Source organism: Bradyrhizobium sp. CSA207 (genome assembly GCF_029051685.1).
Classification (GTDB): Bacteria; Pseudomonadota; Alphaproteobacteria; order Rhizobiales; family Xanthobacteraceae; genus Bradyrhizobium.
In genome coordinates, this window is record NZ_JAACFT010000011.1 from 108877 (window position 1) to 132175 (window position 23299).

The following is a 23299-nucleotide window of genomic DNA, read 5'->3' on the forward strand; positions in this document are numbered from 1 at the left end:
GCCTTCTGATTGTTTGGAGTGACCTCCATGGACACCATGAAACTGCAAAAACGCGCGTCCGTCTCGGCGATGCTTGACCCAAAGATTGTCGTGCCCGCGATCCGCGCGTCCGTCGTCAAGCTCGATCCACGGCTGATGATCAAGAACCCCGTGATGTTCGTGGTCGAGATCGTGGCCGCGCTCACTACCGTGATCTTTCTGCGCGACCTCGTCACCGGTGGCGAGAATCTCGGCTTCACGTTCCAGATCATCCTCTGGCTGTGGTTCACCGTGCTGTTCGCCAACCTCGCCGAAGCAGTCGCCGAAGGCCGCGGCAAGGCGCAGGCCGAATCGCTGCGCAAGACCCGCACCGAGAGCCAGGCCAAGCTGCTGACCGGCTCCAACCGCACCTTCAAGCTGGTGCCGGGCACCAGCCTCAAGGTGGGTGACCTCGTTCTGGTCGAAGCGGGCGACACCATCCCCTCCGACGGCGAGGTGATCGAGGGCGTGGCCTCCGTCAACGAAGCCGCCATCACCGGCGAATCTGCGCCCGTCATCCGCGAGTCCGGCGGCGACCGCTCGGCGGTGACCGGCGGCACGCAGGTGCTGTCCGACTGGATCCGCGTCCGCATCACGGCGGCGCAAGGCTCGACCTTCATCGACCGCATGATCAAGCTGGTCGAGGGCGCCGAGCGGGCGAAGACGCCGAACGAGATCGCGCTCAATATCCTGCTCGCAGGATTGACCATCATCTTCGTGTTCGCGACCGTCACCATTCCGAGCTATGCGGCCTATGCCGGCGGCTCGATCTCGGTGGTGGTGCTGGTCGCACTGTTCGTGACGCTGATCCCGACCACCATCGGCGCGCTGCTGTCGGCGATCGGCATTGCCGGCATGGACCGCCTGGTGCGTTTCAACGTGCTGGCGATGTCCGGCCGCGCGGTCGAGGCCGCCGGCGACGTCGATACGCTGCTGCTCGACAAGACCGGAACGATCACGCTCGGCAATCGCCAGGCGACCGCGTTCCGCCCGGTTCGCGGCGTCACCGAGCAGGAACTCGCCGATGCGGCCCAGCTTGCCTCGCTCGCCGACGAGACGCCGGAAGGCCGCTCCATCGTCGTGCTGGCGAAGGAGAAGTACGGCATCCGCGGCCGCGACATGGCCGAGCTTGGCGCCACTTTCATCCCGTTCACGGCGCAGACCCGCATGAGCGGCGTCGATGCCGGCGGCTCGTCGGTGCGCAAGGGCGCGGTCGATGCCATGCTCAGCTATGTCGGTGGCGGTGCGCCGCTGGCGGTAGCCTCCGGCAACACGGCCCGCGCGATCCAGCCTGCGCTGCTTTCGGATATCGGCCGGGAGGTGCAGACCATCGCCGATGAGATCGCCAAGGCCGGCGGCACGCCGCTGGCGGTTGCCAGGGACGGCAAGCTGCTCGGCGTCATCCAGCTCAAGGACATCGTCAAGGGCGGCATCCGCGAGCGCTTCGCCGAACTGCGCCGCATGGGCATCCGCACCATCATGATCACCGGCGACAACCCGATGACGGCGGCCGCGATCGCCGCGGAAGCCGGCGTCGACGACTTCCTGGCGCAGGCAACGCCGGAGGACAAGCTCAGGCTGATCCGCGACGAGCAGGCCAAGGGCAAGCTGGTTGCCATGTGCGGCGACGGAACCAACGACGCGCCGGCGCTCGCCCAGGCCGATGTCGGCGTCGCCATGAACACCGGCACCCAGGCCGCGCGCGAGGCCGGCAACATGGTCGACCTCGATTCCAATCCGACCAAGCTGATCGAGGTGGTCGAGATCGGCAAGCAGCTCCTGATGACGCGCGGCGCGCTGACGACGTTCTCGATCGCCAACGACGTCGCGAAGTATTTTGCGATCATTCCCGCGATGTTTCTGGCGTTCTACCCGCAGCTCAACGTGCTCAACGTCATGAACCTGTCGAGCCCGCAGAGCGCCATCCTGTCGGCCATCATCTTCAACGCGCTGATCATCATCGCGCTGATCCCGCTCGCGCTGAAGGGCGTCGCCTACCGCGCGGTCGGTGCCGGCGCGCTGCTCCAGCGCAACCTGCTGATCTATGGCCTCGGTGGGATCGTCATTCCCTTCATCGGCATCAAGGCGATCGACCTCGTCGTCGTCGCTTTGCATTTGGCTTGAGCCATCGTGACTACGGACGAAGTGAAAGGCCGATCCGGGCTGTCAGTTCCTCATCCTGAGGAGCGCGGAACGCGCGTCTCGAAGGATGCAGGCCCCGCCGGTGGCCTCGCCCTTCGAGACGCCGCGAAAGCGCGGCTCCTCAGGGTGAGGGTCTAGTTTCTGGATCGCTTCGCTCCTCGCAATGACGGAAGACACAGGAGAAACTTATGCTCAGAGAAATCCGCCCCGCCATCGTCCTGCTGCTGGTGCTCACCGCCATCACGGGCGTGGCCTATCCGCTCGCCATGACCGCCATCGCCGGCGCGATCTTCCCCGCACAGGCGCAGGGCAGCTTGATCGAGCGGGACGGCAAGGTGGTCGGCTCCGCCCTGATCGGGCAGCAATTCAAGGACGACAAATATTTCCACGGCCGCCCCTCGGCGACGCTGGCGCCAGACCGCGATGATTCGACCAAGACGGTCTCGGCGCCCTACAACGCGGCCAATTCGGGTGGCTCCAACCTCGGCCCGACCAGCAAGGCGCTGGCCGACCGGCTGAAGGAAGATGTGGACAGGCTCAAGGGCGAGAATCCGAATGCCGCCGTGCCGGTCGATTTGGTGACCACCTCGGCCAGCGGCCTCGATCCGGATATCTCGCCGGAAGCGGCGCAATTCCAGGTGCCGCGGGTGGCGAAGGCGCGGAATGTGCCAGAGGATCAGGTCAAGCAGCTCGTGGCCTCTAACACCCAGGGTCGTCTGCTCGGTCTGATCGGCGAGCCCCGCGTGAACGTATTGGCACTGAATCTCGCGCTCGATCGCGCCGCGAAGTAGCCTAGGCTGAGCACGTGCGGATGATTATATTGGGCTGATGGTCCGAGAGCGCCGCGATCCCGAACAACGTCCTTCGCCTGAAGCGCTGCTGGAAGCAGCGCGCCGGGAGGAGAGCGCGAGCGGCAAGCTCAAGATCTTCGTCGGCGCCGCCCCCGGCGTCGGCAAGACCTACGAGATGCTGCAGAGCGCCCATGCCAAGCGCAAGGCCGGCGTCGACGTCGTGGTCGGCTTCGTCGAGACCCACGGCCGTGCCGAGACCGAGGCGCTGGTGCGCGACCTCGAAGTGATCCCGCGCCGGAAGCTGGACTACCGCGGCCAGACGGTCGAGGAGATGGACCTCGACGCTGTAATCGCACGGCGCCCCAAGATCGCGCTGGTCGACGAACTCGCCCACACCAACGCGGCCGGCAGCCGCCATCCCAAGCGCTATCTCGACGTCGAAGAGCTGCTGTCGCACGGCATCGACGTCTACACCGCCGTCAATATCCAGCACATCGAAAGCCTGAACGACGTCGTCGCCCAGATCACCCATGTGCGGGTGCGCGAGACCGTGCCGGATTCGGTGTTCGACCGCGCCGATGCGATCGAGCTGATCGATCTCACGCCCGATGATTTGATCCAGCGGCTGAGGGAAGGCAAGGTCTATGTGCCCAGGCAGGCCGAGCGGGCGCTGGAGCATTATTTTTCGCCGGGCAACCTCACCGCGCTGCGCGAGCTGGCGCTGCGGCGCACGGCGGAGCGGGTCGACGAGCAGCTCCTCACCCACATGCAGGCGAACGCCATCGCCGGTCCTTGGGCGGCGGGCGAACGTATCCTCGTCTGCGTCAGCGAGGATCCGCGCGCAGCCGGGCTGGTGCGCTACACCAAGCGGCTGGCCGACCGCCTGCATGCGCCATTCACCGCGATCTCGATCGAGACACGGCGTTCGCTGCAGCTGTCCGAAGAGGAGCGCGACCGGCTTGCCGATACGCTGCGGCTTGCGGAGTCCCTGGGCGGCGAGGCGCTGACCATTCCCGCCGTCGGCCGCCGCATCGCCGACGACGTCGTCAATTTCGCTCAAGGCAACAACGTCACCCAGATCGTGATCGGCAAGTCGACCCGTTCGCGATGGTTCGAGATGACGCGCGGTTCCGTCGTGCATGATCTGGTGCGCCGCGCCGGCAATATCAGCGTTCACGTCATCGCCGGCGACGAGCTCACGAGCGAGCCGGCGCCGAAGACCGCGGTGCAGACCGCAGCACGTTCCGAGCCGTTCGATGCACTGCCTTATCTGAAGGCGCTCGGGATCACCGCGCTCGGCCTTGCCGCAGCGATGATCATCAAGCCGTATTTCGGCGTCGAGAACGTCGACCTGATGTTCCTGACTGCGGTGGTTGCCGTGGCTGTCCGCTATGGGCTGTGGCCGTCCTTGCTTGCGAGCATTGCGGCGTCGCTGGCCTACAACTTCTTCTTTCTGCCGCCGGTCTACACTTTCACCATCACCGATCCAACCAACGTTGCGGCGTTCTTCTTCTTCATGCTGATCGCGTTCGTGGTGTCGAATGTAGCGGGGCGGGTGCGGACCCAGGCCGACACCGCGATCGGCCGCATCAGGACGACCGAGCAGCTGTATGCGTTCAGCCGCAAGCTCGCCGGGACCGGAACGCTGGACGACGTGCTGTGGGCGGCCGCCTATCAGACCGCGCTGATGCTCAGGGTTCGCGTGGTGCTGCTGCTCCCGGAAGAAGGGCTTCTGACCGTGAAATCCGGCTATCCCCCGGAAGACCAGCTCGACCAAGCCGACCTTGCTGCCGCCAACTGGGCCTGGAGCAACGATCGGCCGGCCGGCCGCGGCTCGGATACGCTGCCGGGTGCAAAACGCCTGTTCTTGCCGATGCGCACCGGGCGCGGCCCGATCGGCGTCATCGGTATCGACAACGACCGTACCGGTCCGCTGCTGACGCCGGATCAGCGCCGGCTGCTCGACGCGCTGGTCGATCAGGGCGCGCTCGCGATCGAACGGGTGCTGCTGGTCGAGGACATGGACCGCGTCAAGCGCACCGTGGAATCCGAGCGGCTGCGTTCGGCGCTGCTGACCTCGATCTCGCATGATCTGAAGACGCCGCTCGCCTCGGTGCTCGGCGCCGCCTCGACCATGCGCGATCTCGCCGGGGCGCTGTCCGATACCGAGAAGCGCGACCTGCTCGCCACCGTCATCGACGAGTCCGAGCGGCTCAACCGTTTCATCGCCAACCTGCTCGACATGACCAAGCTCGAATCCGGCGCGATCGTACCCAACACGGCGCTGCACGATCTCGGCGAGATCGTCGGCAGCGCGCTTCGGCGCGCAAGCAAGATCCTGACCGCGCACAAGGTGGACCTGGTGCTCGCCGCCGATCTTCCGATGCTTCAGCTCGACGCCGTGCTGTTCGAGCAGGTGCTGTTCAACCTGCTCGACAACGCCGCCAAATATTCGCTGCCGGACACCACGATCTCGATCAAGAGCCAGCGCGACGGGGATCACGTAATGCTCCAGATTGCCGACGAAGGCGACGGCATTCCGCCCGAGGAGCTCGATAGCGTGTTCGACAAGTTCTATCGCGCGCAGAAGGGCGACCATGTCCGTCCCGGCACCGGGCTCGGGCTCGCCATCTCCCGCGGCTTCGTCGAGGCGATGCGGGGCACGATCTCGGCTGCCAACCGCAGCGACCGGAGCGGCGCGGTTTTGACTATCCGTCTGCCCGTTCCGGCGCAAACCCAGGCATTGGATACCGCTGCATGAGTGCTGCTCCGATCAAGGTTCTGGTCATCGACGACGAGCCGCCGATCCGCAAGCTGCTGCGGATGGGGCTGACGACGCAGGGTTATGAGATCCTGGAGGCGTCGAACGGCAAGATCGCGCTGGAAAAGCTCACCGAAGAGCCAGCGCTGATCATCCTCGATCTCGGCCTGCCCGATATCGGTGGTCATGAGCTGCTCCGCACCATTCGCGCCCGCAACGAAGCCGTGCCGATCGTGGTGCTGTCGAGCCGCGGCGACGAGGCCGGCAAGGTGCAGGCGCTCGATCTCGGCGCCGACGATTATCTGACGAAACCGTTCGGCATGGACGAGCTCCTGGCGCGCCTGCGCGCCGCGCTGCGGCACCAGCTCCAGGTCCAGGGCGAGCGGCCGGCGTTCCGCAGCGGCGATCTCTCCGTCGATCTGGTGCGCCGCATCGTCAAGGTTGGTGAGCGCGACGTAAAACTGTCGCCGAAGGAATATGACCTTCTGCGCGTGCTGGTGCAGCACGCCGGCAAGGTGCTGACCCATCGCTTCCTGCTTAGGGAGCTCTGGGACGAACTGACGGATGCGCAATATCTGCGCGTCTATGTCCGCCAGCTCCGCCAGAAGATCGAAGCCGATCCGGAACGGCCGCAATATGTGCTGACCGAGACGGGGATCGGGTATCGGCTGAAGGCGGGGGACTAGCTATCCACGCGAGACGATCCGTCATTGCCGGGCTTGTCCCGGCCATCCACGCCTTGACGCGCGGCACGAAGAATGTGGATGCCCGGGACAAGCCCGGCATGACGACTGAGATGGTGGCGCAAGCCTTCATCAACATCGTCATTGCGAGCGAAGCGAAGCAATCCAGAATCCCTCCACGGAGACAGACTGGATTGCTTCGCTTCGCTCGCAATGACGGAGCAAATCAACTCGCCTTGCGATGCCGCGCCGTCGAACGGTGCGCCTTTTTCGCGCCGCGATGCCGCCCCGTCGCCCGGCGCGCATGAGACTTGGCGGACTTTCCTCCGCCGCGTCCCTTCAAGCTCTGCTTCAGGGCATCCATCAGGCTGACGACGTTGCTCGGCCGCTCCTCGGGTTCCGGAAGCTCGATCTTCTTGCCACTGGCCTTCCGCTTTACCAGCGCCTTCAGCGCATCCTCATACTCGTCCTTGAATTTTCCGGGGTCGAAATGCGCGGCCTTGGTGTGGAGGATGTGGCCGGCGAGGTCGACCATGTCCTTGCTGATCTTCGGGCTCTTGATGTCGCCGAAGAACTGGTCCTCGTCGCGCAGCTCGTAGGGATAGCGCAGCGTGGTGCCGAGCAGGCCCTTGCCGAGCGGCTCAATCGCCATGACATGCTCGCGGTTGGTGAGCACGATCTTGGCGAGCGCGACGCGGTCCTGATCCTTCATGGCATCGCGGATCACGGCAAAGGCGTCGACCGCGGCCTTGCCGTCGGGCGCGATGTAATAGGGATGGTTGAGGTAGCGCTGGTCGATCTCCTCGCTCGGCACAAAGCTCTCGATGTCGATGGTGTGGTTGCTCTCGATCTGGACTGCCTCGAGCTCCTCCGGTTCGATCTCGACATATTTGCCCTTGCGCAGTTCGTAGCCGCGCCCCTTCTGGTCGCTCTCGACGACGTCGCCAGTCTCGGAATCGATCATCTGCTGCTTCAGCCGGTTCCCGGTCTCCCGGTTGATCAGGTGAAACCGGGTCTTTTCGGCCGCGGTCGAGGCGGGATAAAGCACGACCGGGCAGCTCACCAGAGAGAGCTTCAACGTCCCTTTCCAATAGGCGCGGGGAGCCATTCCATTCTCCAGTGTTTTCAAGGCGTTTCGGAACTCCAACCCAGGTTCGGGGTTTTGGTTCCGGATGGGACTTTGGCCATGATAGGCTTGGAAACGCGCGCAAGAATGCAGGACCAATCGTGCTGAGAAACCTCTCCACCTATCGCAAGAAGCGGGACTTCGAGATCACGCCCGAGCCCTCAGGGGCGACGGCGGTCGCGCCGTCGAAGCAGCGGCGATTCGTGATTCAAAAGCACGATGCGACGCGGCTGCATTACGATCTGCGGCTGGAGTTCGACGGCGTCTTCAAGTCTTGGGCCGTGACGAAAGGGCCCTCGCTCGACCCGCACGACAAGCGGCTGGCGGTCGAAGTCGAGGACCACCCGCTCGACTACGGCGACTTCGAAGGCACCATTCCGGAAGGCCAGTATGGCGGCGGCACGGTGATGCTGTGGGACCGCGGCTATTGGGAGGCGGAGGATCCCGAACGCGGCTTCAAGAAGGGCGACCTGAAGTTCACCCTGCACGGCGACAAGCTGCATGGCAGCTGGGTGCTGGTGCGGATGCGCAACGACCGCACCGGCGGCAAGCGCACCAACTGGCTCCTGATCAAGCATCGCGACGAGTATGCGCAAGAGGGTAAGGACAACACCGTTCTCGATGAAGACAGATCGGTCGCCTCCGGCCGTGCGATGGAGCAGATCGCAGAGGGCAAGGGCCGCGCACCAAAACACTTCATGGTGGCGAAGGGCGCCAAGGGCAAGGCCGATGCGATCTGGCAGTCCAATCGCGCCGAGGAGCCGAAAGCGCGTACCGTCAAGCCGGCGCCGCGCGCGGCGCTAAAGGGCGGCAAGAAAGCAACGAAGGCGGCGACCGCCAAAAAGGTCTCGGAGATGCCGGACTTCGTGGCGCCGCAGCTCTGCACGTCGGTCGAACGCCCGCCGGCCGGCGAAGGCTGGTGCCACGAGATCAAGTTCGACGGCTATCGCGTACAGCTTCGGGTCGAGGACGGCAACGCAACGCTGAAGACCCGCAAGGGTCTCGACTGGACCGACAAATTCGTCTCGATTGCGAAGGAAGCGGGCGCGCTGCCCGATATGATGATCGACGGCGAGATCGTCGCACTCGACCACCACGGCGCGCCGAATTTCTCCGCGCTTCAGGCCGCGCTGTCGGACGGTAAGTCCGAAGATCTCATCTTCTTTGCTTTCGATCTCTTGTTCGCGGAAGGTCTCGACTTCCGCCGCCTGCCGCTCGGCGAGCGCAAGGCGCGTCTCAAGGAACTCCTGGAAGCGCGCAAGCGGAAATCGACCCAGATTCGCTATGTCGAGCATTTCGAGAGCGGTGGCGACGCCGTGCTGCAATCGGCCTGCAAGCTCGAGCTCGAAGGGGTCGTGTCCAAGAAGCTCGACGCACCCTATCGCTCCGGCCGGACCGAAAGCTGGACCAAGGCAAAATGCCGGGCCGGCCATGAGGTCGTGATCGGCGGCTGGAAAACCACCAACGGCAAATTCCGCTCGCTGATGGCTGGCGTGCATCGCGGCGATCACCTCGCCTTTGTCGGCATGGTCGGTACCGGCTTCGGCGCTGACAAGGTGAAGCGCATCATGCCGCTGTTGAAGGCGGCAGAAGCCAAGCAAAGCCCATTCGGCGGCAAGAATGCGCCGAAGAAAACCCGCGAGGTGCACTGGCTGAGGCCGGAGCTCGTCGCGGAGATCGAGTTCGCCGGCTTCACCGCCGACGGCAACGTTCGCCAGGCCGCCTTCAAGGGCCTGCGGCAGGACAAGCCGGCCGAGGAGGTCGAGGCGGAAACGCCCGTCGATACCGAGCTCGCCGAGCCTTCGGCCGACACGCGGACGAATTCGCGCGCGAAGCCGAAGTCCGCAGGGCGCTCGAAACAGAACGGCCAAAATGCCGAGGTGATGGGTGTCGTCATCTCCAAGCCGGACAAGGAGCTCTGGCCCGACGACGGTGATGGCGCGCCGGTCACCAAGCTGGATCTGGCGCGCTATCTCGAAGCCGTCGGTGAATGGATGATCGTTCATCTGAAGGGGCGGCCCTGCTCCCTGATCCGCGCGCCTGATGGCATCAAGGGCGAATGCTTCTTCCAACGCCACGCCATGCAGGGGACGTCGAATCTTCTGGAACTCGCAAGGGTCTCCGGCGATCGTAAGCCCTATCTGCAGATCGATCGCGTCGAGGGGCTCGCGGCCGTGGCGCAGATCGGCGGCGTCGAGCTGCACCCCTGGAATTGTGCGCCTTACGCCTATGACACGCCGGGCCGGCTGGTATTCGACCTCGATCCCGCGCCGGATGTGGAATTTGCCGACGTGATCGAAGCGGCTAAGGAGATGCGGCAACGGCTGACCGATCTCGGGATGGACAGCTTTTGCAAAACCACCGGCGGCAAGGGCCTGCATGTCGTGGTGCCGTTGCTCTATGGCGCGCGCGACAAAGTCAGCTGGAAGGAAGCTAAGGCATTCGCGCAAGGCGTCTGCCAGTGGATGGCCGATGATGATCCCGAGCGCTATCTGCTGAACATGTCGAAGAAGCTGCGCAACAGGAAAATCTTCCTCGACTATTTGCGCAATGATCGGATGTCGACGGCGGTGGCGCCGCTCTCGCCGCGCGCGCGCGATGGGGCGACCGTGTCGATGCCTGTCGCGTGGACGCAGGTGAAGAGCGACCTCGATCCGAAGCGATACACGTTACGGACCGTGCCGGGATTGCTGACGCGCTCGAAAGCATGGGAGGGCTATGACGATGCGGCTGCGCCGATCAAGGCGGCGATGAAGAAGCTCGCGGCGAAAGTGAAATAGATGAAGTAGGGTGGGTTCCGCTCCTAGCAGCGAACCCACCGGACGACGCTGGCGGCTAGATCCGTCCGAGCAAAAGCAGGATCAGCAGGATGATGATCACGAGCCCGAGACCGCCGCCGCCGTAATAGCCGGTGCCGTAGAACGGCCCGCCGCCGATGCCGCTGAAGCCGCCAAGCAGGGCGATGACCAGGATGATCAGAATAATTGTACCAATAGACATGCGAATCTCCTCCAGCCCTTCGTGGAAAGGGTTGTGTTTGTCCGTTGTGCTCACGGCAACTTGCCGCAGGTTTGAAAGTTCCGCAGGGTGAAGCGCGTGGAACCTTTGCCTGTGCGGCCGAGATAATGAGTTGAGGATCAATCAGCGCGGGGCAGGATCATGTCGGCACCGTTCGTCGTTTCAATTCCCCATCGTCTCGGCCGCGAAGAGGCGGTGCGCCGGCTCAAGAGCGGCCTGGGTCGTGCCGCAGCCAGTATTCCGGTGATGCAGGTCGAGGAGGAGCGCTGGAGCGGCGACACCATGAATTTCCGCATCCGTGCGCTCGGGCAGATCGCAAGCGGACAGGTCGACGTCAGCGACGATAACGTTAGGGTCGAGGTGATGCTGCCGTGGCTGTTGCAGCGTTTCGCCGAAATGGCGCAGGCCACGATCCGCAAGCGCGGGCAATTGCTGCTGACGAAGGACGGCGGGAAATAGAGCATGATGAGATTACAGTCCGTCGGCGCTGTGCCGTTCACCTCGCCCCAGCGGGGAGAGGTCGGATTGCGCCTGGCGATGCGAAGCATCGTCCAGTGCAATCCGGGTGAGGGGCCGCGGCACCCAGTGAGACCGTAACCCCTCACCCGGATCGCATCTTTCGATGCGATCCGACCTCTCCAGGGAGAGGTGATCGAACTCCGCCGGGCTCACCGATTCAACACAGACTCATCCCGCAGTAGCCTTCAATGGCGGGCGCGCTGTCGTGCAGGCTTTAACGCGCCTGTCGTACGCGCCGCGATGACAACAGCGGGGAAATCGCGAAGAGCCTGCGCAATCGGCAATTCATTGCCGGCGAGGCCTGTCGCTGCATGGCCCGTGATATCGACCGTTGCGTCAAATTCCTCAAGCACCGGCCATTCCCGCCCCGCTTGCGTGAACGGCGCAAACCGGCGCCCCACCACGACGATTGCGGCGGCGCGGCCGCGCCGGCGGGCGAAGGCGATGACATGGTCGGCGTGCGCGCCGCGCACTTGCAGCGGCCGGTAGTCGCCCTGCGTGAAGATTTCGGCGAGTTCGTTGCGCAGCTTGAGGAGGTGCCGCGTCCAAGCCAGCTTGAGCCGGCCATCCGGCCATGCCTTGATCAGGCCGGACCAGTCCGGAGTTTCCAGCGATGCCAGCGCCGCGCGCCGGGCAGCAAAATCCACCGGGCGGCGATTGTCGGGATCGACCAGCGACAGATCCCAGAATTCGGTGCCCTGGTAGAAGTCCGGGACGCCCGGCAGCGTTGCCTTGAGCGTGAGCTGGCTCAGCGAGTTCAACGCGCCGAGCAGCGCGACGCGGCGCGCCAAGATTTGCAGCGCCTCCAGGAATTCGCCCGACTGCGCAGGATCGAGGATCTTGGCGACGAAGTCCCCTATGCCCGCCTCGTAGGTCTCATGCGGGTTGAGCCAGCTCGTCTCCTCCTTGCCTTCGCGCGCGGCCTTGAGCCCGTAAGCCTGGATGCGCTCGACGAAGCCGGCATCTGGTCCCTCAAGCGGCCATGCGCCGAGCAGGGTCTGGTAGAGCATGTATTCGAATGTCGCCGATGGTGCGCGCAGATTGCCGCGCAGCGCGAGGTGCGGTGCGTTCAATACCTTCCAGCGCGCCACCGCGCTGGTCCACTCGCCGGGGATCTCGCTGAGCGCGGCGATCCGCGCGCGGGCATCCTCGCCGCGCTTGGTGTCGTGGGTGGCGGTCGCGGTCATGCCGTGCGGCCATTCCCTGGCGCGGGCCTGCATAGCGTCGTGGAAGGCGGAAATCGCAAGGCCGGTGCTCGCAGGATCGCCGCCGACCTCATTCAGCGCGAGCAGCCGGTGGAACTGATAGAAGGCGGTGTCCTCCAGCGACTTCGCCATCATCGGCCCGGTGAACTGCTGCACCTTCAGCGCGAAGCGGCGCACCCGCGGGGCGCTGTGTGGGGGACGGCCGGGCTTGAGCAGGTCCATGGTGAGGGCATCGCGCAGGAAGTCGAAGATGCCCTCGTCCGCGGCGAACCACTCTGTACGTGCCCGCGCGATTGTCTCGTCGATCAGCTTGCGGTCGTGCGCCGTCGGTGCGCTGGTCGTGAGATAGGTGCGATAGACCGGGAAATGCAGCACATAGAGTTCGAGCGCCTGCCGCAGGCTGTCGGCCGAGAAGTCGCGGGTCGAGTAGTGGCCGTTGGCGATGCGCGCGAGCAGCCGCGTCAGCACGGTGAATTCGCTGGTCAGCAGCGTCTCCAGCACGCGCCGCTTGGCGTCCTTGACGTAAGGCGCAAGCCGCGGCGGCCGGTTGCTGACCTGCCGCCAGGTCTCGTCCAGCGCTTCCAGTCCCTTGGGATCGACCAGCACGTGGGTGATGACGTTCATCCACTCGTAACCGGTGGTGCCTTGAACGCCGGCAAAGTGCGGCAGGCGCTCGTGCTCGCACAGGATCTTCTCGATGACGGTATAGAACGGCTTGGTCGGGCCTTGCGCGTCACGCACCAGCCGGCGCAGCCGCTGGCAATATTGCGCGGGGTCGCGCAGGCCGTCGATGTGGTCGAGGCGAATGCCTTGCAATTTTCCGTCGGCGACCAATTGCTTCACCAGCCTGTGGGTGGCCGCGAACGTACCGGGATCCTCGACACGCAACCCGGCGAGCCCGTTGACGTCGAAGAAGCGGCGATAGTTGATGTCGCTGGAGGCAAGCCGCCAGTGGCCGAGTTTGTAGTGCTGACGCTCCAGCAGATGATGCAGCGCCAGGGTCGGCGCCGGCCGGTCCTTTGCCGCGCGATAGGCACCAAGGCCGCGGGCGATGATATCGGCACCTCCCCCGATCTCCCTGAGCTCGCTCTTGAAGGCGGGGGCTTCCTTGCGATTGGGACGGCGCAGTCCCGTGTAGCGCGCCGCAAGCGCGAGCATGCGCTGGCCCGCTTCCGTCCCGGCGGCGTCAGCCTCCTTCACGATCATCCGCAGCATCTCGCCATAGCGCTCCGGCGCGATCGGCAGGCGATGCTCGAAATACCAGGCGGAAAAACTGCCATCGTCGGAATCGTAGCGTAATTCGATCTCACCGCGCTCGAGCGCGTCGCCATAGGACGAGCCGAGGATCGGCAGCAGCACGCCGCCGCGGGCGCGGTGGGGCAGCAGGTCCCAGTCGATGTCGAAGGCGACCGCGTGCGGCGAATTTGGTCCCCATTCCAGCACGTCCAGCCACCAGGGATTGTCGGCAAAATGCACGCCGACATGGTTGGGCACGAAATCGATGATGAGGCCGAGATCGTGCGTGGCCAGCGCCGCGCTCAGCCGCGCGAAGCCGGCCTCGCCGCCGAGCTCGGGACTGAACTGGCTGTGATCGACGGTGTCGTAACCGTGCGTCGATCCCTTGCGGGCCTTCATCACCGGCGAGGTATAGAGATGCGTGATCCCCAGCGCCTTCAGGTAAGGCACCACCGCGGCGGCCTTGTCGAAATCGAAATCCGCGGTGAGTTGGAGGCGGTAGGTTGCAAGGGGAATGGCCGGAGGCATGTTAACCTCCGAGACGCCAGACCACCGACCAGGGCGGAAGCCGATCGCCGGCCGCGCCGCCCCAGATCGGCGTGCCCGCGTTATTGCTGGAATGCGCGATCTCCCGATCGGACAGATTGGCCGTCAGGCGCAGCATCGTTCCGTCGCCCATGCGCCAATGCGCGGCGAGCAAGCCGTTGTCAGCTGCCTCGGCATCGCCGAAGATCGCGCCCTTCAGCCGCGGCGCGATTTCCTTGCGACGGAGCGCGAGCAGGTCTCGCACCAGAGCGAGCCGCGCATCCTGCTCCGGCGTGTGGCCGGTCCAGTCGAGCACGGCCGATTTCAGCGTCGCGGGGTCGAGCGGGTCGGGCACCTCGTCGCCGTATTTCTCATAGGCCCAAGCATATTCCTGCCGGCGGCCCTTGCGCACGGCATCGGCGAGCCCGCCCTGGAAGTCGCAGAAGAACGGGAAGGGTGCTGTCGAGCCCCATTCCTCGCCCATGAACAGCATTGGTATCATGGGAGCCAGAAGCGTCACCGCCAGCGCAGTCTCGACCTGCTGCGGCGATGCCAGGCTTTCAAGCCGGTCGCCCAGCGGGCGGTTGCCGATCTGGTCGTGGTTCTGGAGGAAATTCACAAAGGTGGCCGGCGGCAGCTCACCGCTCGGCTCGCCACGCGGCTTCTTGCCCCAGAATTCCGAGATTTCGCCCTGGTAGACGAAGCCGGACGCCAGCGCACGCGCGAGATCCATGCGCGGCGTCTGGTAGTCGGCATAGTAGCCGGCGAGTTCGCCGGTCAGCATCACGTGCCAGACGTGATGGTAGTCGTCGTTCCACTGCGCACGATATTTGCCGTTCGGCGGATCCTGCGCGGCATCGAGCAGGCTTGCGCGATTGTCGCCGTTCTCCAGCACCAGATGGATGTGCCGCCCGGTCGCCTTGGCGAGTTCGCCGGTAGCGACGCTGAGATCCTGCAGCATCGACTGCTCGCCGGGGATCGCCATGATATGGTTGGCGGCGTCCAGCCGCAGGCCGTCGAAGCGGTAGTCGGTGAGCCAGGACAGTGCGTTCTCGACCGCAAATGCGCGCACCTGCGGCAGCCGATAATCGATCGCGCTGCCCCACGGTGTGTGGGCGTCGGTGAAGAAGGTCGGCGCGTAGCGGCCGAGGTAATTTCCTTCGGGGCCGAAGTGATTGTAGACCACGTCGAGAAACACCATCAGCCCGCGCAGATGCGCTTCGTCGATCAGCGTCTTCAGGTCTTCCGGACGGCCATAGGCGTTGTCGGGCGCATACCACAGCACGCCGTCATAGCCCCAGCCGCGCCGGCCCGCGAAATCCGCAAGCGGCATCAATTCCAGCGCGGTGATGCCGGTCGCAACGAGATGATCGAGCCTGCCGATCATGGCGCGGTAAGTGCCCTCCGCCGTGAACGTGCCGACATGCGTCTCGATCAGCACCGTCTCTTCCCAGGGACGGCCGCGCCAATCGCGCGCGCGCCACGTGAAGGCGTCATGATCGACCACCTCGCTCGGACCGAACACGTCCTCGGGCTGGAACGCCGAGGCGGGATCGGGCACGTCGATCTCGTCGTCGATTCTGAACTTGTAGGCGCTGCCGGCGGTCAGGCCGGAAATGTCAGCCACGTACCAGCCATCCTGCCGGCGCTGCATCGCATGCCTCCTGTCGAGCAGGAGATCGACGCGTCTTGCCGCCGGGGCCCATAGCCGGAACGATACACCGTCCTTCGTCGGCCTGGCGCCGAAGGATGGCCTCATAGCGCCCCCGCAAAGGCGAGCACGGAGCGCGGCGGCGCCTTGCTGTCGCTCCCGGGCTGGAAGTCGACCGTGTTCAGCTTGGCCTCGGTCGTGTTGAGGATCTGCTGCCAGCTCTTGTATCCGGTCATTTTGGGCAATTTGAATGCGATCTCTTCGGGCGCGGCGTTCAGAATGATAAAGATCGCAGCCCCGCCGGGTTCCATCGGCCCCATCACATAGGAGAGGAACCGTCCCTCCGGGAAATTCCAGTCGCTTTCCGTCATCTCGTCACCGGCCGGCGTCAGCCACAACACGCCATAGGCGACGCCATCGGCGGGGCGGCCGTCGAGCCAGCGGTGGCTGCGGAGTTGCGAGAATCGGCGGCGGATGTCGGCGAGATGGGCGACGAAATCGATCATATCGTCGCCGTCCTTGCCGAGATTGTCCCAGCCCACCCAGCCCACCTCGTTATCCTGGCAATAGGCGTTGTTGTTGCCGGATTGCGAGTTGCCGACCTCGTCGCCGGCGAGGATCAGGGGAATGCCCTGCGCCAGCATCAGGCAGGCCAGCACGTTCTTGCGAAGCTGCCGGCGCAGGCTGAGGATTTCCGGATCGTCGGTCGGGCCCTCGACACCGCAATTGTTGCTGTGGTTGTCGCTGGAGCCGTCGCGGTTGTCCTCGCCGTTGGCCTCGTTGTGCTTCTCGTTGTAGCTGAAGAGGTCGGCGAGGGTGAAACCGTCGTGCACGGTGATGTGGTTGATGCTGGCGCGCGGCCGCCGCCCGTCATGATTGAATAGATCGGAGGACGCGGTCATGCGGCTGGAAATGTCGCCAATCAGGCTGCCTTCGCCGCTCCAGTAGCGCCGCATGGCGCTGCGATAGCGGTCGTTCCATTCTGACCATTGCGAGGGAAAGGCGCCGACCTGATAGCCGCCGAGGCCGAGGTCCCAGGGTTCGGCGACCAGCTTGACGGTGGCGAGCACAGGATCCTGCCGGACCGCGGTCAGGAACGAGCTGCCGCGATCAAAACCGTTCGGCCCGCGCGCAAGCGTGGTGGCGAGGTCGAAACGAAAGCCGTCGACGTGGCAGACCTCGACCCAGTAGCGCAGCGAATCCATCACCACCTGAAGCACGCGCGGATGGGTGAGGTTGACCGATGAGCCGCAGCCGGTGAAATCGTCGTAGTAGCGCGGATTCTCGCGATTCAGCCAGTAATAGGAGGCGTTGTCGATGCCGCGATAGCATAGCGTCGGACCAAGGTGATTGCCTTCGGCGGTGTGGTTGTAGACGACGTCCAGCATCACCTCGATGCCGGCATCGTGCAGGCGCGCCACGGTGGTGCGGAAGGAATCCAGGGCATTGTCCTGGGCGTAGCGCTGCTCCGGCGCGAAGAAGGACAACGTGTTGTAGCCCCAATAATTGGAGAGCTTCTTCTCGACAAGAATGCGATCGTCGACGAAGCTGTGGATCGGCAGGAGCTCGATCGAGGTGACGCCGAGCTTCTTCAGATGTTCGATCATCGCGGGCGACGACAGGCCGCCATAGGTGCCGCGAAGGTTCGGCGGCACGTCCGCGCGCCTCTGCGTCAGGCCCCTGACGTGGGCCTCGTAGATGATGGTGTCTTCCCAGGCGATGTGGGGGCGGATCTCGCGGCGGCCCCAGTTGAAGGTCTCGTCGACGACGACCGCTTTGGGCATGCCGCGGGCATTGTCGCGCCGGTCGAACGACAGATCCTCGCGCGCGCTGCCGGTGCGGTAGGCGAAATGCGCATCGCTCCAGACCAGCCGTCCGGCGAGCCGCTTGGCATAGGGATCGAGCAGCAGCTTGTTGGCATTGAAACGGTGGCCGTGCTCGGGCTCGTAGGGGCCGTGCACGCGATAGCCGTAGAGCTGGCCTGGCGAGACGTCGTTGAGATAGCCGTGCCAGACGTCTTCGGTACGCTCCGGCAATTCGACGCGTTCGAGCTCGCGGCGGCCCTGGCTGTCGAACAGGCACAACTCCACCTTCTGCGCATTGGCGGAGAACAGCGCGAAATTGGTGCCGCGTCCGTCCCAGCTTGCACCGAGGCGTGCCGGCGATCCAGCAGTCAGGCGCATGGGTCAGCTTTCCGGAACGAGGAAGATCGCGGCCAGCGGCGGAATGGTGAGGCGAAGCTCGGGCGCCTTGCCATTGACGGCATGAACCTCGCCGATGTTTCCGACATTGCTGCCGCCATAATGGGCCGAATCGGAATTGAGCGCTTCTTTCCACTTGCCGGCAAATGGCACGCGAACGCGGTAGTTGCGATAGACGTTGGGTGAGAAGTTGACGATCACCAGGCAGCGCGCGTGCTCGTCAAAACCCTTGCGCAGCCAGGCAAACACGTTGCGGTTGGCATCATCCGTGATCAGCCATTCGAAGCCGGCGTGGTCGCAATCCATCTGGTGCAGCGCCGGCACTGCGCGATAAAGCCGGTTGAGGTCGCGGATCAGCGCCTGGACGCCGGAATGGTACTTGTATTCGAGCAGGTGCCAGTCGAGCGACTGGTCGTGATTCCATTCGCGGCTTTGCGCGATTTCCGCGCCCATGAACAGCAGCTTCTTGCCGGGATGGCCGAACATGAAGCTGTAATAGGCGCGTAAGTTCGCAAAGCGCTGCCACTCGTCGCCGGGCATCCGGCCGAGGATCGAGCGTTTGCCGTGCACGACCTCGTCATGCGACAGCGGCAGGATGAAGTTCTCCGAGAACGCGTAGTGCAGCCCGAACAGGATTTCGCCGTGATGATGCTTGCGGTGGATCGGATCCTTGCTGATGTAGTTCAGCGTGTCGTGCATCCAGCCCATGTTCCACTTGTAGCCGAAGCCAAGCCCGCCGAATTCGACCGGACGGGAGACCTGCGGCCATGCGGTGGATTCTTCGGCAGCAGTGGTCGCTTGCGGGAATCGGGCGAACAGCTCGGTGTTGAAGCGCCGCAGGAACGCGATCGCCTCGATGTTTTCCCGCCCGCCATACTGGTTCGGAATCCACGCGCCCGGCGGGCGGCTGTAATCGAGATACAGCATGGAGGCGACCGCATCGACCCGCAGGCCATCGATCGCGTAGCGCTCGAGCCAGAACAGCGCGTTCGACACCAGAAAGTTCGTCACTTCGGTGCGGCCGTAATTGTAGATCAGCGTACCCCAGTCGAGGTGACGGCCCTGCAGCGGGTTGGCGTGCTCGTAGAGCGATGTGCCGTCGAAGCTGCCGAGCCCGTGCGGATCGTCGGGGAAGTGACCGGGCACCCAGTCGAGCAGCACGCCGACGCCTTCGCGGTGGCAGGCATCGACCAGCGCAGCAAAATCCTCCGGCGTGCCGAAGCGGCTCGTCGGCGCATAAAGGCCGGTCGGCTGATAGCCCCATGAGCCGTCGAAGGGATGTTCGCTTACGGGCAGGAATTCGAGATGGGTAAAACCCATGTCGCGGGCATAGGCCGGCAGCTGCTCGGCGAGTTCGCGGTAGGTGAGCCATTCACCGCCGTTCTTGCGCCGCCACGAGCCGAGATGGACCTCGTAGATCGACATCGGCGCCGACAATGCATTGATGCCGTCCGGCGCCGGGCGGGGCCGCGGCAGATGCGCTTCGTCGAAAACGATGGAGGCTGTCTTCGGACGCAGCTCGCTCGCAAACGCCATCGGGTCGGATTTCAGCGGCAGCAAGTGTCCGTGCGGACCGACGATCTCGAACTTGTAGTGGTCGCCGGCCTTGGCGTGCGGGATGAACAACTCCCAGTAGCCGGAGCCACGCACCCGCATGGGATGGCGCCGCCCGTCCCAGAAGTTGAAATCACCGACCACGGCGACGCGTCGCGCATTCGGCGCCAGCACTACGAAGCCGATGCCGTCGACGCCTTCGAGCGTCATCGGATGCGCGCCGAGCTTGTCATAGATGCGCTGATGGGTGCCTTCCCCGAGCAGATAGAGGTCGAAGTCGGTCAGGATCGGCGGAAAGCGGTAGGCGTCCTCGAACTCGACGACATTGTCGCCGAACTTCGCGCGCAATTGGTAATGCCTGGAGCCGTTGGGCAGGGCGCCGATGAACAGGCCGGCGTCGTGGACGCGGTCAAGCCTTGCCACCTCGCCATGCTCGCCGACCGCCTCGACGTTGGAGGCCTCGGGGAGAAACGCGCGCACCACGCTCTTCCCGCCCTCGGGATGCAGCCCGAGATAGTGGAAGGGATCGGAATGGCGGCCCTCGATGATCGCATAGGCCTCGGCGGGCAATTTAGGCATGGGCTTCGCTCTCGGTATCGGACAGAATGCGAAGCAGTCCGCTCAGCGGCGCATGGAGCCCTTCCGGCCGGTGGGACAGCTCGTATTCTACTTCGTCGAACGCTTGATCAAGCAGGAAAAACCTTAACAGGCCTTCCGCGGAATGCGGGTCTTCCGGCCATAGCCGCCGATCGGTCATGGCCTCGCGGTACACGGACAGGAACGTCGAGGTGGCGCGCTCGCGCCACTCGCCGAGCGCGGCTGCGATCCGCTCCTGCTCGTCGGAGGGTCCCGAGAACGCACGGGTGAGCGCCGCGGCGGCCGACAGATCGATCGAGCGGATCAGGCCGGCGACATCGCGCGCGGCCGGCGCCTTGCGTCGCTTGTCGGCCAGGGGAAGACGTGGATCGCCGTCGAAATCGATGATGAAGATATCGTCCTTCACGATCAAAGTTTGCCCAAGGCGGAAGTCGCCATGATGACGGATGTTCAACCCGCCTATGTCGGGTGGCAATAGCGCATCTAGCCGGTCGGACAGACCCGCGCGCGCCGTGGCGAGCTGATCGACCAGCGGCCGGTCGGCTTCGCGCAGGCCCTCGCGGCTTTCGATCAGCCGCTCGAAAACGTGCTCGGCGCGTGTCTTGAGGTCCGACGTCCAGTGCTCGACGTGTGCCGGGCTGATTGGCTCGGCGGCGAGATCGCCGGGCTTTGCGGCGGCGAGCGCGATATGCAACTCGGCGAGCCGTCGGCCGGTCTGCGCCAGATGGTGCAGATAAGGCGCCTGGTCCGGGTTCGCAGGGGACGTCTCCTCCGCCGGCAGCAGGCGCTGCTCATCCACGTAGCGGTCGAGAAAGGCCGCGGTCACGGCCCAGCCGTCGCCCTGGTTCTCGACATAGGCATGCAGGACACCGATCGCGCTGCGCTGGTCGCCTTCGACCAATTCGGCCGTGCCGAGCAGCGCCGGCGTGTTGGCGAAGCGCGCAACCTCGGTCAGATAGCGGCCGATCTCGATCTCGGGATTGATGCCGCTTTCGAGCCGGCGATAGATCTTGGCAACGTATTGGTTGTCGACCAGGGCGGTGCTGTTCGACTGTTCGATCGCGCGAATACGCTCGGGTTCCTTGACGGTGTATTCGGAGAACAGGCTGGTCGGCTTGAACTCCAGCCGCAGATTGTTCTCCTCCACGACCAGGTGCTGCGACAGGTTGCGCAGGAACAGGCCGATGAAGATCTGGTCGGTCGCGACATCGAGCAGCGTGCCCTCGCGCGCGCCCTGGCGCACGGCGGCGAGCGCTTTCGGATTGAAGCGTTCGCGGTCGAAGCGCACCCACTCGATCTGCATCGGCAGTACAAAGCGCGTCGCGACGCCATATTGCGCCGCTTCGAAGAACGCGATCCACGGCCGGTTGTCGCCGATGTCGCAGAACGGAATCGCCGACGTCAGCGTGGGCCGAATCTGCCGCGGATTGTGCTCGGGATACCACCGCGTCCGCGACAAAAATCCCGGCAGCACGTCGCGCTCGAACACGCCGCGTTCGCGCGCGAGCGAGACCCAGGTCGAGTTGAGCGGCACCACCAGCGTCTCGAATTCCGGCACCGCCCGCGGGATCACCGGCTCGGACTTGTCGCGCTCCAGCAGCTGGAACCAGTAGAAGCCGTAGGGACCCAGCGTGATCATGTAGGGCAGCTCGCCGATCGCGGGGAAGCGGGTGCGGCCGAGCATCTCTTGCGGAATGCGGTCCTTCCACGGCGACAGGTCGAGCTCGGTCGCCTGCGCGGCGCGCGAGAGGTTGGCGACGCAGAGGATCACCTCGTCGCGATACTGCCGGATATAGGCGAGCACGGCGCGATTGGACGGGCGGATGAAGGTCATGGTGCCGCGGCCGAAGGCCAGCGTCGACTTGCGTACCGAGATCAGCCGCTTGGTCGCGCTGAGCAGCGAGGACAGGCTGCGCGATTGCGCCTCGACGTTCACCGATTCGTAGCCGTAGACCGGGTCCATGATCGGCGGCGCATAGAGGCGGGCCGGATCGGCGCGGGAGAAGCCGCCATTGCGGTCCGGGCTCCACTGCATCGGCGTGCGCACGCCGTTGCGGTCGCCGAGATAGATGTTGTCGCCCATGCCGATCTCGTCGCCGTAATAGATGATCGGCGTGCCCGGGAACGACAGCAACAGCGAGTTCATCAGCTCGATCTTGCGGCGGTCGTTGTCCATCAGCGGCGCAAGGCGCCGGCGGATGCCGACATTGATGCGGGCCCGCGGGTCGTTGGCATAGGTGGTCCAGAGATAGTCGCGTTCGACGTCTGTAACCATTTCCAGCGTCAGTTCGTCGTGGTTACGCAGGAACAGCGCCCATTGGCAGCTTGCGGGAATGTCCGGGGTCTGGCGCAGGATGTCGGTGATCGGAAAGCGGTCTTCTTGCGCGATCGCCATGTAGATGCGGGGCATCAGCGGGAAGTGATAGGCCATGTGGCACTCGTCGCCGCGGCCGAAATATTCCTGCACGTCCTCGGGCCATTGATTGGCTTCGGCCAGCAGCAGCTTGCCTTTGGAGTAGGCGTCCAGCTCCTGGCGCAGGCGCTTAATGATCGCATGCGTCTCGGGGAGGTTCTCGTTCGACGTCCCCTCGCGCTCGCACAGATAGGGGATCGCGTCGAGGCGGAAGCCGTCGACGCCGGCATCGAGCCAGCGCTTCATCACCTGGATGAGGGCGCTGACGACGCGCGGATTGTCGAAATTGAGATCCGGCTGGTGCGAGAAGAAACGGTGCCAGTAAAACGCGCCGGCCTCGGTATCCCAGGTCCAGTTCGATTTCTCGGTGTCGGTGAAGATGATACGCGTGCCCTGGTATTTCTGGTCGTTGTCGCTCCAGACATACCAGTTGCGGGCGCTCGAGCCTGCCGGGCTGCGCCGTGCGCGCTTGAACCAATTGTGCTGATCGGAGGTGTGGTTGACGACGAGCTCGGTGATCACCCGCAAGCCGCGCCGTTGCGCCTCCTGGATGAAGCGCTTGAAATCCTTCATCGTCCCGAAATCGGGATTGACCGCGCCGTAATCGGCGATGTCGTAGCCGTCGTCGCGGCCGGGTGAGGGGTAGAACGGCAACAGCCACAGCGCGGTGACGCCGAGATCCTGGAGATAGGCCAGCTTCTCGGTCAGCCCGGCGAAATCGCCGATGCCGTCATTGTTGCTGTCGGCGAAAGCCTTGACGTGAAGCTGATAGATGATGGCGTCCTTGTACCAGAGCTCATCCACGATCTCGGCAGCGTCAGCCTTCTTGGTGTCGACGGAAGACAATACATTCATGGCG

The 23299-nt window shown here is 64.6% G+C and carries 13 protein-coding genes; 6 read left to right on the forward strand and 7 right to left on the reverse strand.

Annotated features, from left to right (window positions below; translation table 11 throughout):
* Window positions 1–27 precede the first annotated feature (27 nt).
* The 4 genes from kdpB (at window position 28) to GWG65_RS14555 (ending at window position 6398) form a co-directional block, all read left to right on the forward strand.
* The gene (gene kdpB / locus GWG65_RS14540) at window positions 28–2142 is read left to right on the forward strand and encodes a potassium-transporting ATPase subunit KdpB (protein ID WP_275196246.1); all 2115 of its coding nucleotides are present in this window, start codon (window positions 28–30) and stop codon (window positions 2140–2142) included.
* A 206-nt stretch (window positions 2143–2348) separates the two neighbouring features.
* Window positions 2349–2951 carry a K(+)-transporting ATPase subunit C gene (locus tag GWG65_RS14545; RefSeq protein WP_275196247.1) on the forward strand — a complete coding sequence of 201 codons (603 nt, stop codon included), beginning with the start codon at window positions 2349–2351 and terminating at the stop codon, window positions 2949–2951.
* A 37-nt stretch (window positions 2952–2988) separates the two neighbouring features.
* Window positions 2989–5712 carry a sensor histidine kinase KdpD gene (locus tag GWG65_RS14550; protein ID WP_275196248.1) on the forward strand — a complete coding sequence of 908 codons (2724 nt, stop codon included), beginning with the start codon at window positions 2989–2991 and terminating at the stop codon, window positions 5710–5712.
* Window positions 5709–6398 carry a response regulator transcription factor gene (locus tag GWG65_RS14555; protein ID WP_275196249.1) on the forward strand — a complete coding sequence of 230 codons (690 nt, stop codon included), beginning with the start codon at window positions 5709–5711 and terminating at the stop codon, window positions 6396–6398. Before GWG65_RS14550 ends, GWG65_RS14555 begins: the two co-directional genes overlap by 4 nt.
* Before the next feature lie 223 nt (window positions 6399–6621).
* Here GWG65_RS14555 and GWG65_RS14560 read toward each other — a convergent pair whose 3' ends face one another.
* Window positions 6622–7503 (reverse strand): Ku protein, encoded by an 882-nt coding sequence (locus GWG65_RS14560; protein WP_275196250.1) that lies wholly within the window; start codon window positions 7501–7503, stop codon window positions 6622–6624.
* 119 nt (window positions 7504–7622) lie between these two features.
* On the opposite strand from GWG65_RS14560, the gene ligD reads away from it, so the two are divergent.
* Window positions 7623–10301, forward strand: a complete 2679-nt coding sequence (gene ligD / locus GWG65_RS14565; protein WP_275196251.1) for a DNA ligase D — start codon at window positions 7623–7625, stop codon at window positions 10299–10301.
* Between the two features lie 55 nt (window positions 10302–10356).
* On the opposite strand, the gene GWG65_RS14570 is transcribed toward ligD, so the two are convergent.
* Window positions 10357–10521 (reverse strand): DUF3309 family protein, encoded by a 165-nt coding sequence (locus tag GWG65_RS14570; protein ID WP_084292022.1) that lies wholly within the window; start codon window positions 10519–10521, stop codon window positions 10357–10359.
* A 159-nt stretch (window positions 10522–10680) separates the two neighbouring features.
* Here GWG65_RS14570 and GWG65_RS14575 point away from each other — a divergent pair, with 159 nt between their 5' ends.
* Entirely contained in the window at window positions 10681–10998 is a 318-nt protein-coding gene (locus tag GWG65_RS14575) for a polyhydroxyalkanoic acid system family protein (protein WP_275196252.1), read from the forward strand.
* A gap of 245 nt (window positions 10999–11243) precedes the next feature.
* Here GWG65_RS14575 and treY read toward each other — a convergent pair whose 3' ends face one another.
* Genes treY through treS form a run of 5 tightly spaced genes read right to left on the reverse strand, consistent with a single transcriptional unit; the run spans window position 11244 to window position 23295 of the window.
* The gene (gene treY / locus GWG65_RS14580) at window positions 11244–14027 is read right to left on the reverse strand and encodes a malto-oligosyltrehalose synthase (protein WP_275196253.1); all 2784 of its coding nucleotides are present in this window, start codon (window positions 14025–14027) and stop codon (window positions 11244–11246) included.
* 1 nt (window position 14028) lies between these two features.
* Complete coding sequence (gene treZ, locus GWG65_RS14585) at window positions 14029–15783, reverse strand: malto-oligosyltrehalose trehalohydrolase (protein WP_275196254.1); 1755 nt, start codon at window positions 15781–15783, stop codon at window positions 14029–14031.
* On the reverse strand, window positions 15780–17858 hold the full coding sequence (gene glgX / locus GWG65_RS14590) for a glycogen debranching protein GlgX (RefSeq protein WP_275196255.1): 2079 nt from the start codon (window positions 17856–17858) through the stop codon (window positions 15780–15782). Before glgX ends, treZ begins: the two co-directional genes overlap by 4 nt.
* Before the next feature lie 3 nt (window positions 17859–17861).
* On the reverse strand, window positions 17862–20009 hold the full coding sequence (glgB, locus tag GWG65_RS14595; protein ID WP_275196256.1) for a 1,4-alpha-glucan branching protein GlgB: 2148 nt from the start codon (window positions 20007–20009) through the stop codon (window positions 17862–17864).
* Entirely contained in the window at window positions 20002–23295 is a 3294-nt protein-coding gene (treS, locus tag GWG65_RS14600; RefSeq protein WP_275196257.1) for a maltose alpha-D-glucosyltransferase, read from the reverse strand. Before treS ends, glgB begins: the two co-directional genes overlap by 8 nt.
* Window positions 23296–23299: the final 4 nt, after the last annotated feature.

What these genes read in the sequence shown, in the direction of transcription:
- treZ (WP_275196254.1), bottom strand. Translation starts at nt 15,783, where the DNA reads ATGAGGCCATCCTTCGGCGCCAGGCCGACGAAGGACGGTGTATCGTTC.
- treY (WP_275196253.1), bottom strand. Translation starts at nt 14,027, where the DNA reads ATGCCTCCGGCCATTCCCCTTGCAACCTACCGCCTCCAACTCACCGCG.
- GWG65_RS14545 (WP_275196247.1), top strand. Translation starts at nt 2,349, where the DNA reads ATGCTCAGAGAAATCCGCCCCGCCATCGTCCTGCTGCTGGTGCTCACC.
- GWG65_RS14570 (WP_084292022.1), bottom strand. Translation starts at nt 10,521, where the DNA reads ATGTCTATTGGTACAATTATTCTGATCATCCTGGTCATCGCCCTGCTT.
- GWG65_RS14560 (WP_275196250.1), bottom strand. Translation starts at nt 7,503, where the DNA reads ATGGCTCCCCGCGCCTATTGGAAAGGGACGTTGAAGCTCTCTCTGGTG.
- GWG65_RS14555 (WP_275196249.1), top strand. Translation starts at nt 5,709, where the DNA reads ATGAGTGCTGCTCCGATCAAGGTTCTGGTCATCGACGACGAGCCGCCG.
- GWG65_RS14575 (WP_275196252.1), top strand. Translation starts at nt 10,681, where the DNA reads ATGTCGGCACCGTTCGTCGTTTCAATTCCCCATCGTCTCGGCCGCGAA.
- treS (WP_275196257.1), bottom strand. Translation starts at nt 23,295, where the DNA reads ATGAATGTATTGTCTTCCGTCGACACCAAGAAGGCTGACGCTGCCGAG.
- GWG65_RS14550 (WP_275196248.1), top strand. Translation starts at nt 2,989, where the DNA reads ATGGTCCGAGAGCGCCGCGATCCCGAACAACGTCCTTCGCCTGAAGCG.
- glgX (WP_275196255.1), bottom strand. Translation starts at nt 17,858, where the DNA reads ATGCGCCTGACTGCTGGATCGCCGGCACGCCTCGGTGCAAGCTGGGAC.
- glgB (WP_275196256.1), bottom strand. Translation starts at nt 20,009, where the DNA reads ATGCCTAAATTGCCCGCCGAGGCCTATGCGATCATCGAGGGCCGCCAT.
- kdpB (WP_275196246.1), top strand. Translation starts at nt 28, where the DNA reads ATGGACACCATGAAACTGCAAAAACGCGCGTCCGTCTCGGCGATGCTT.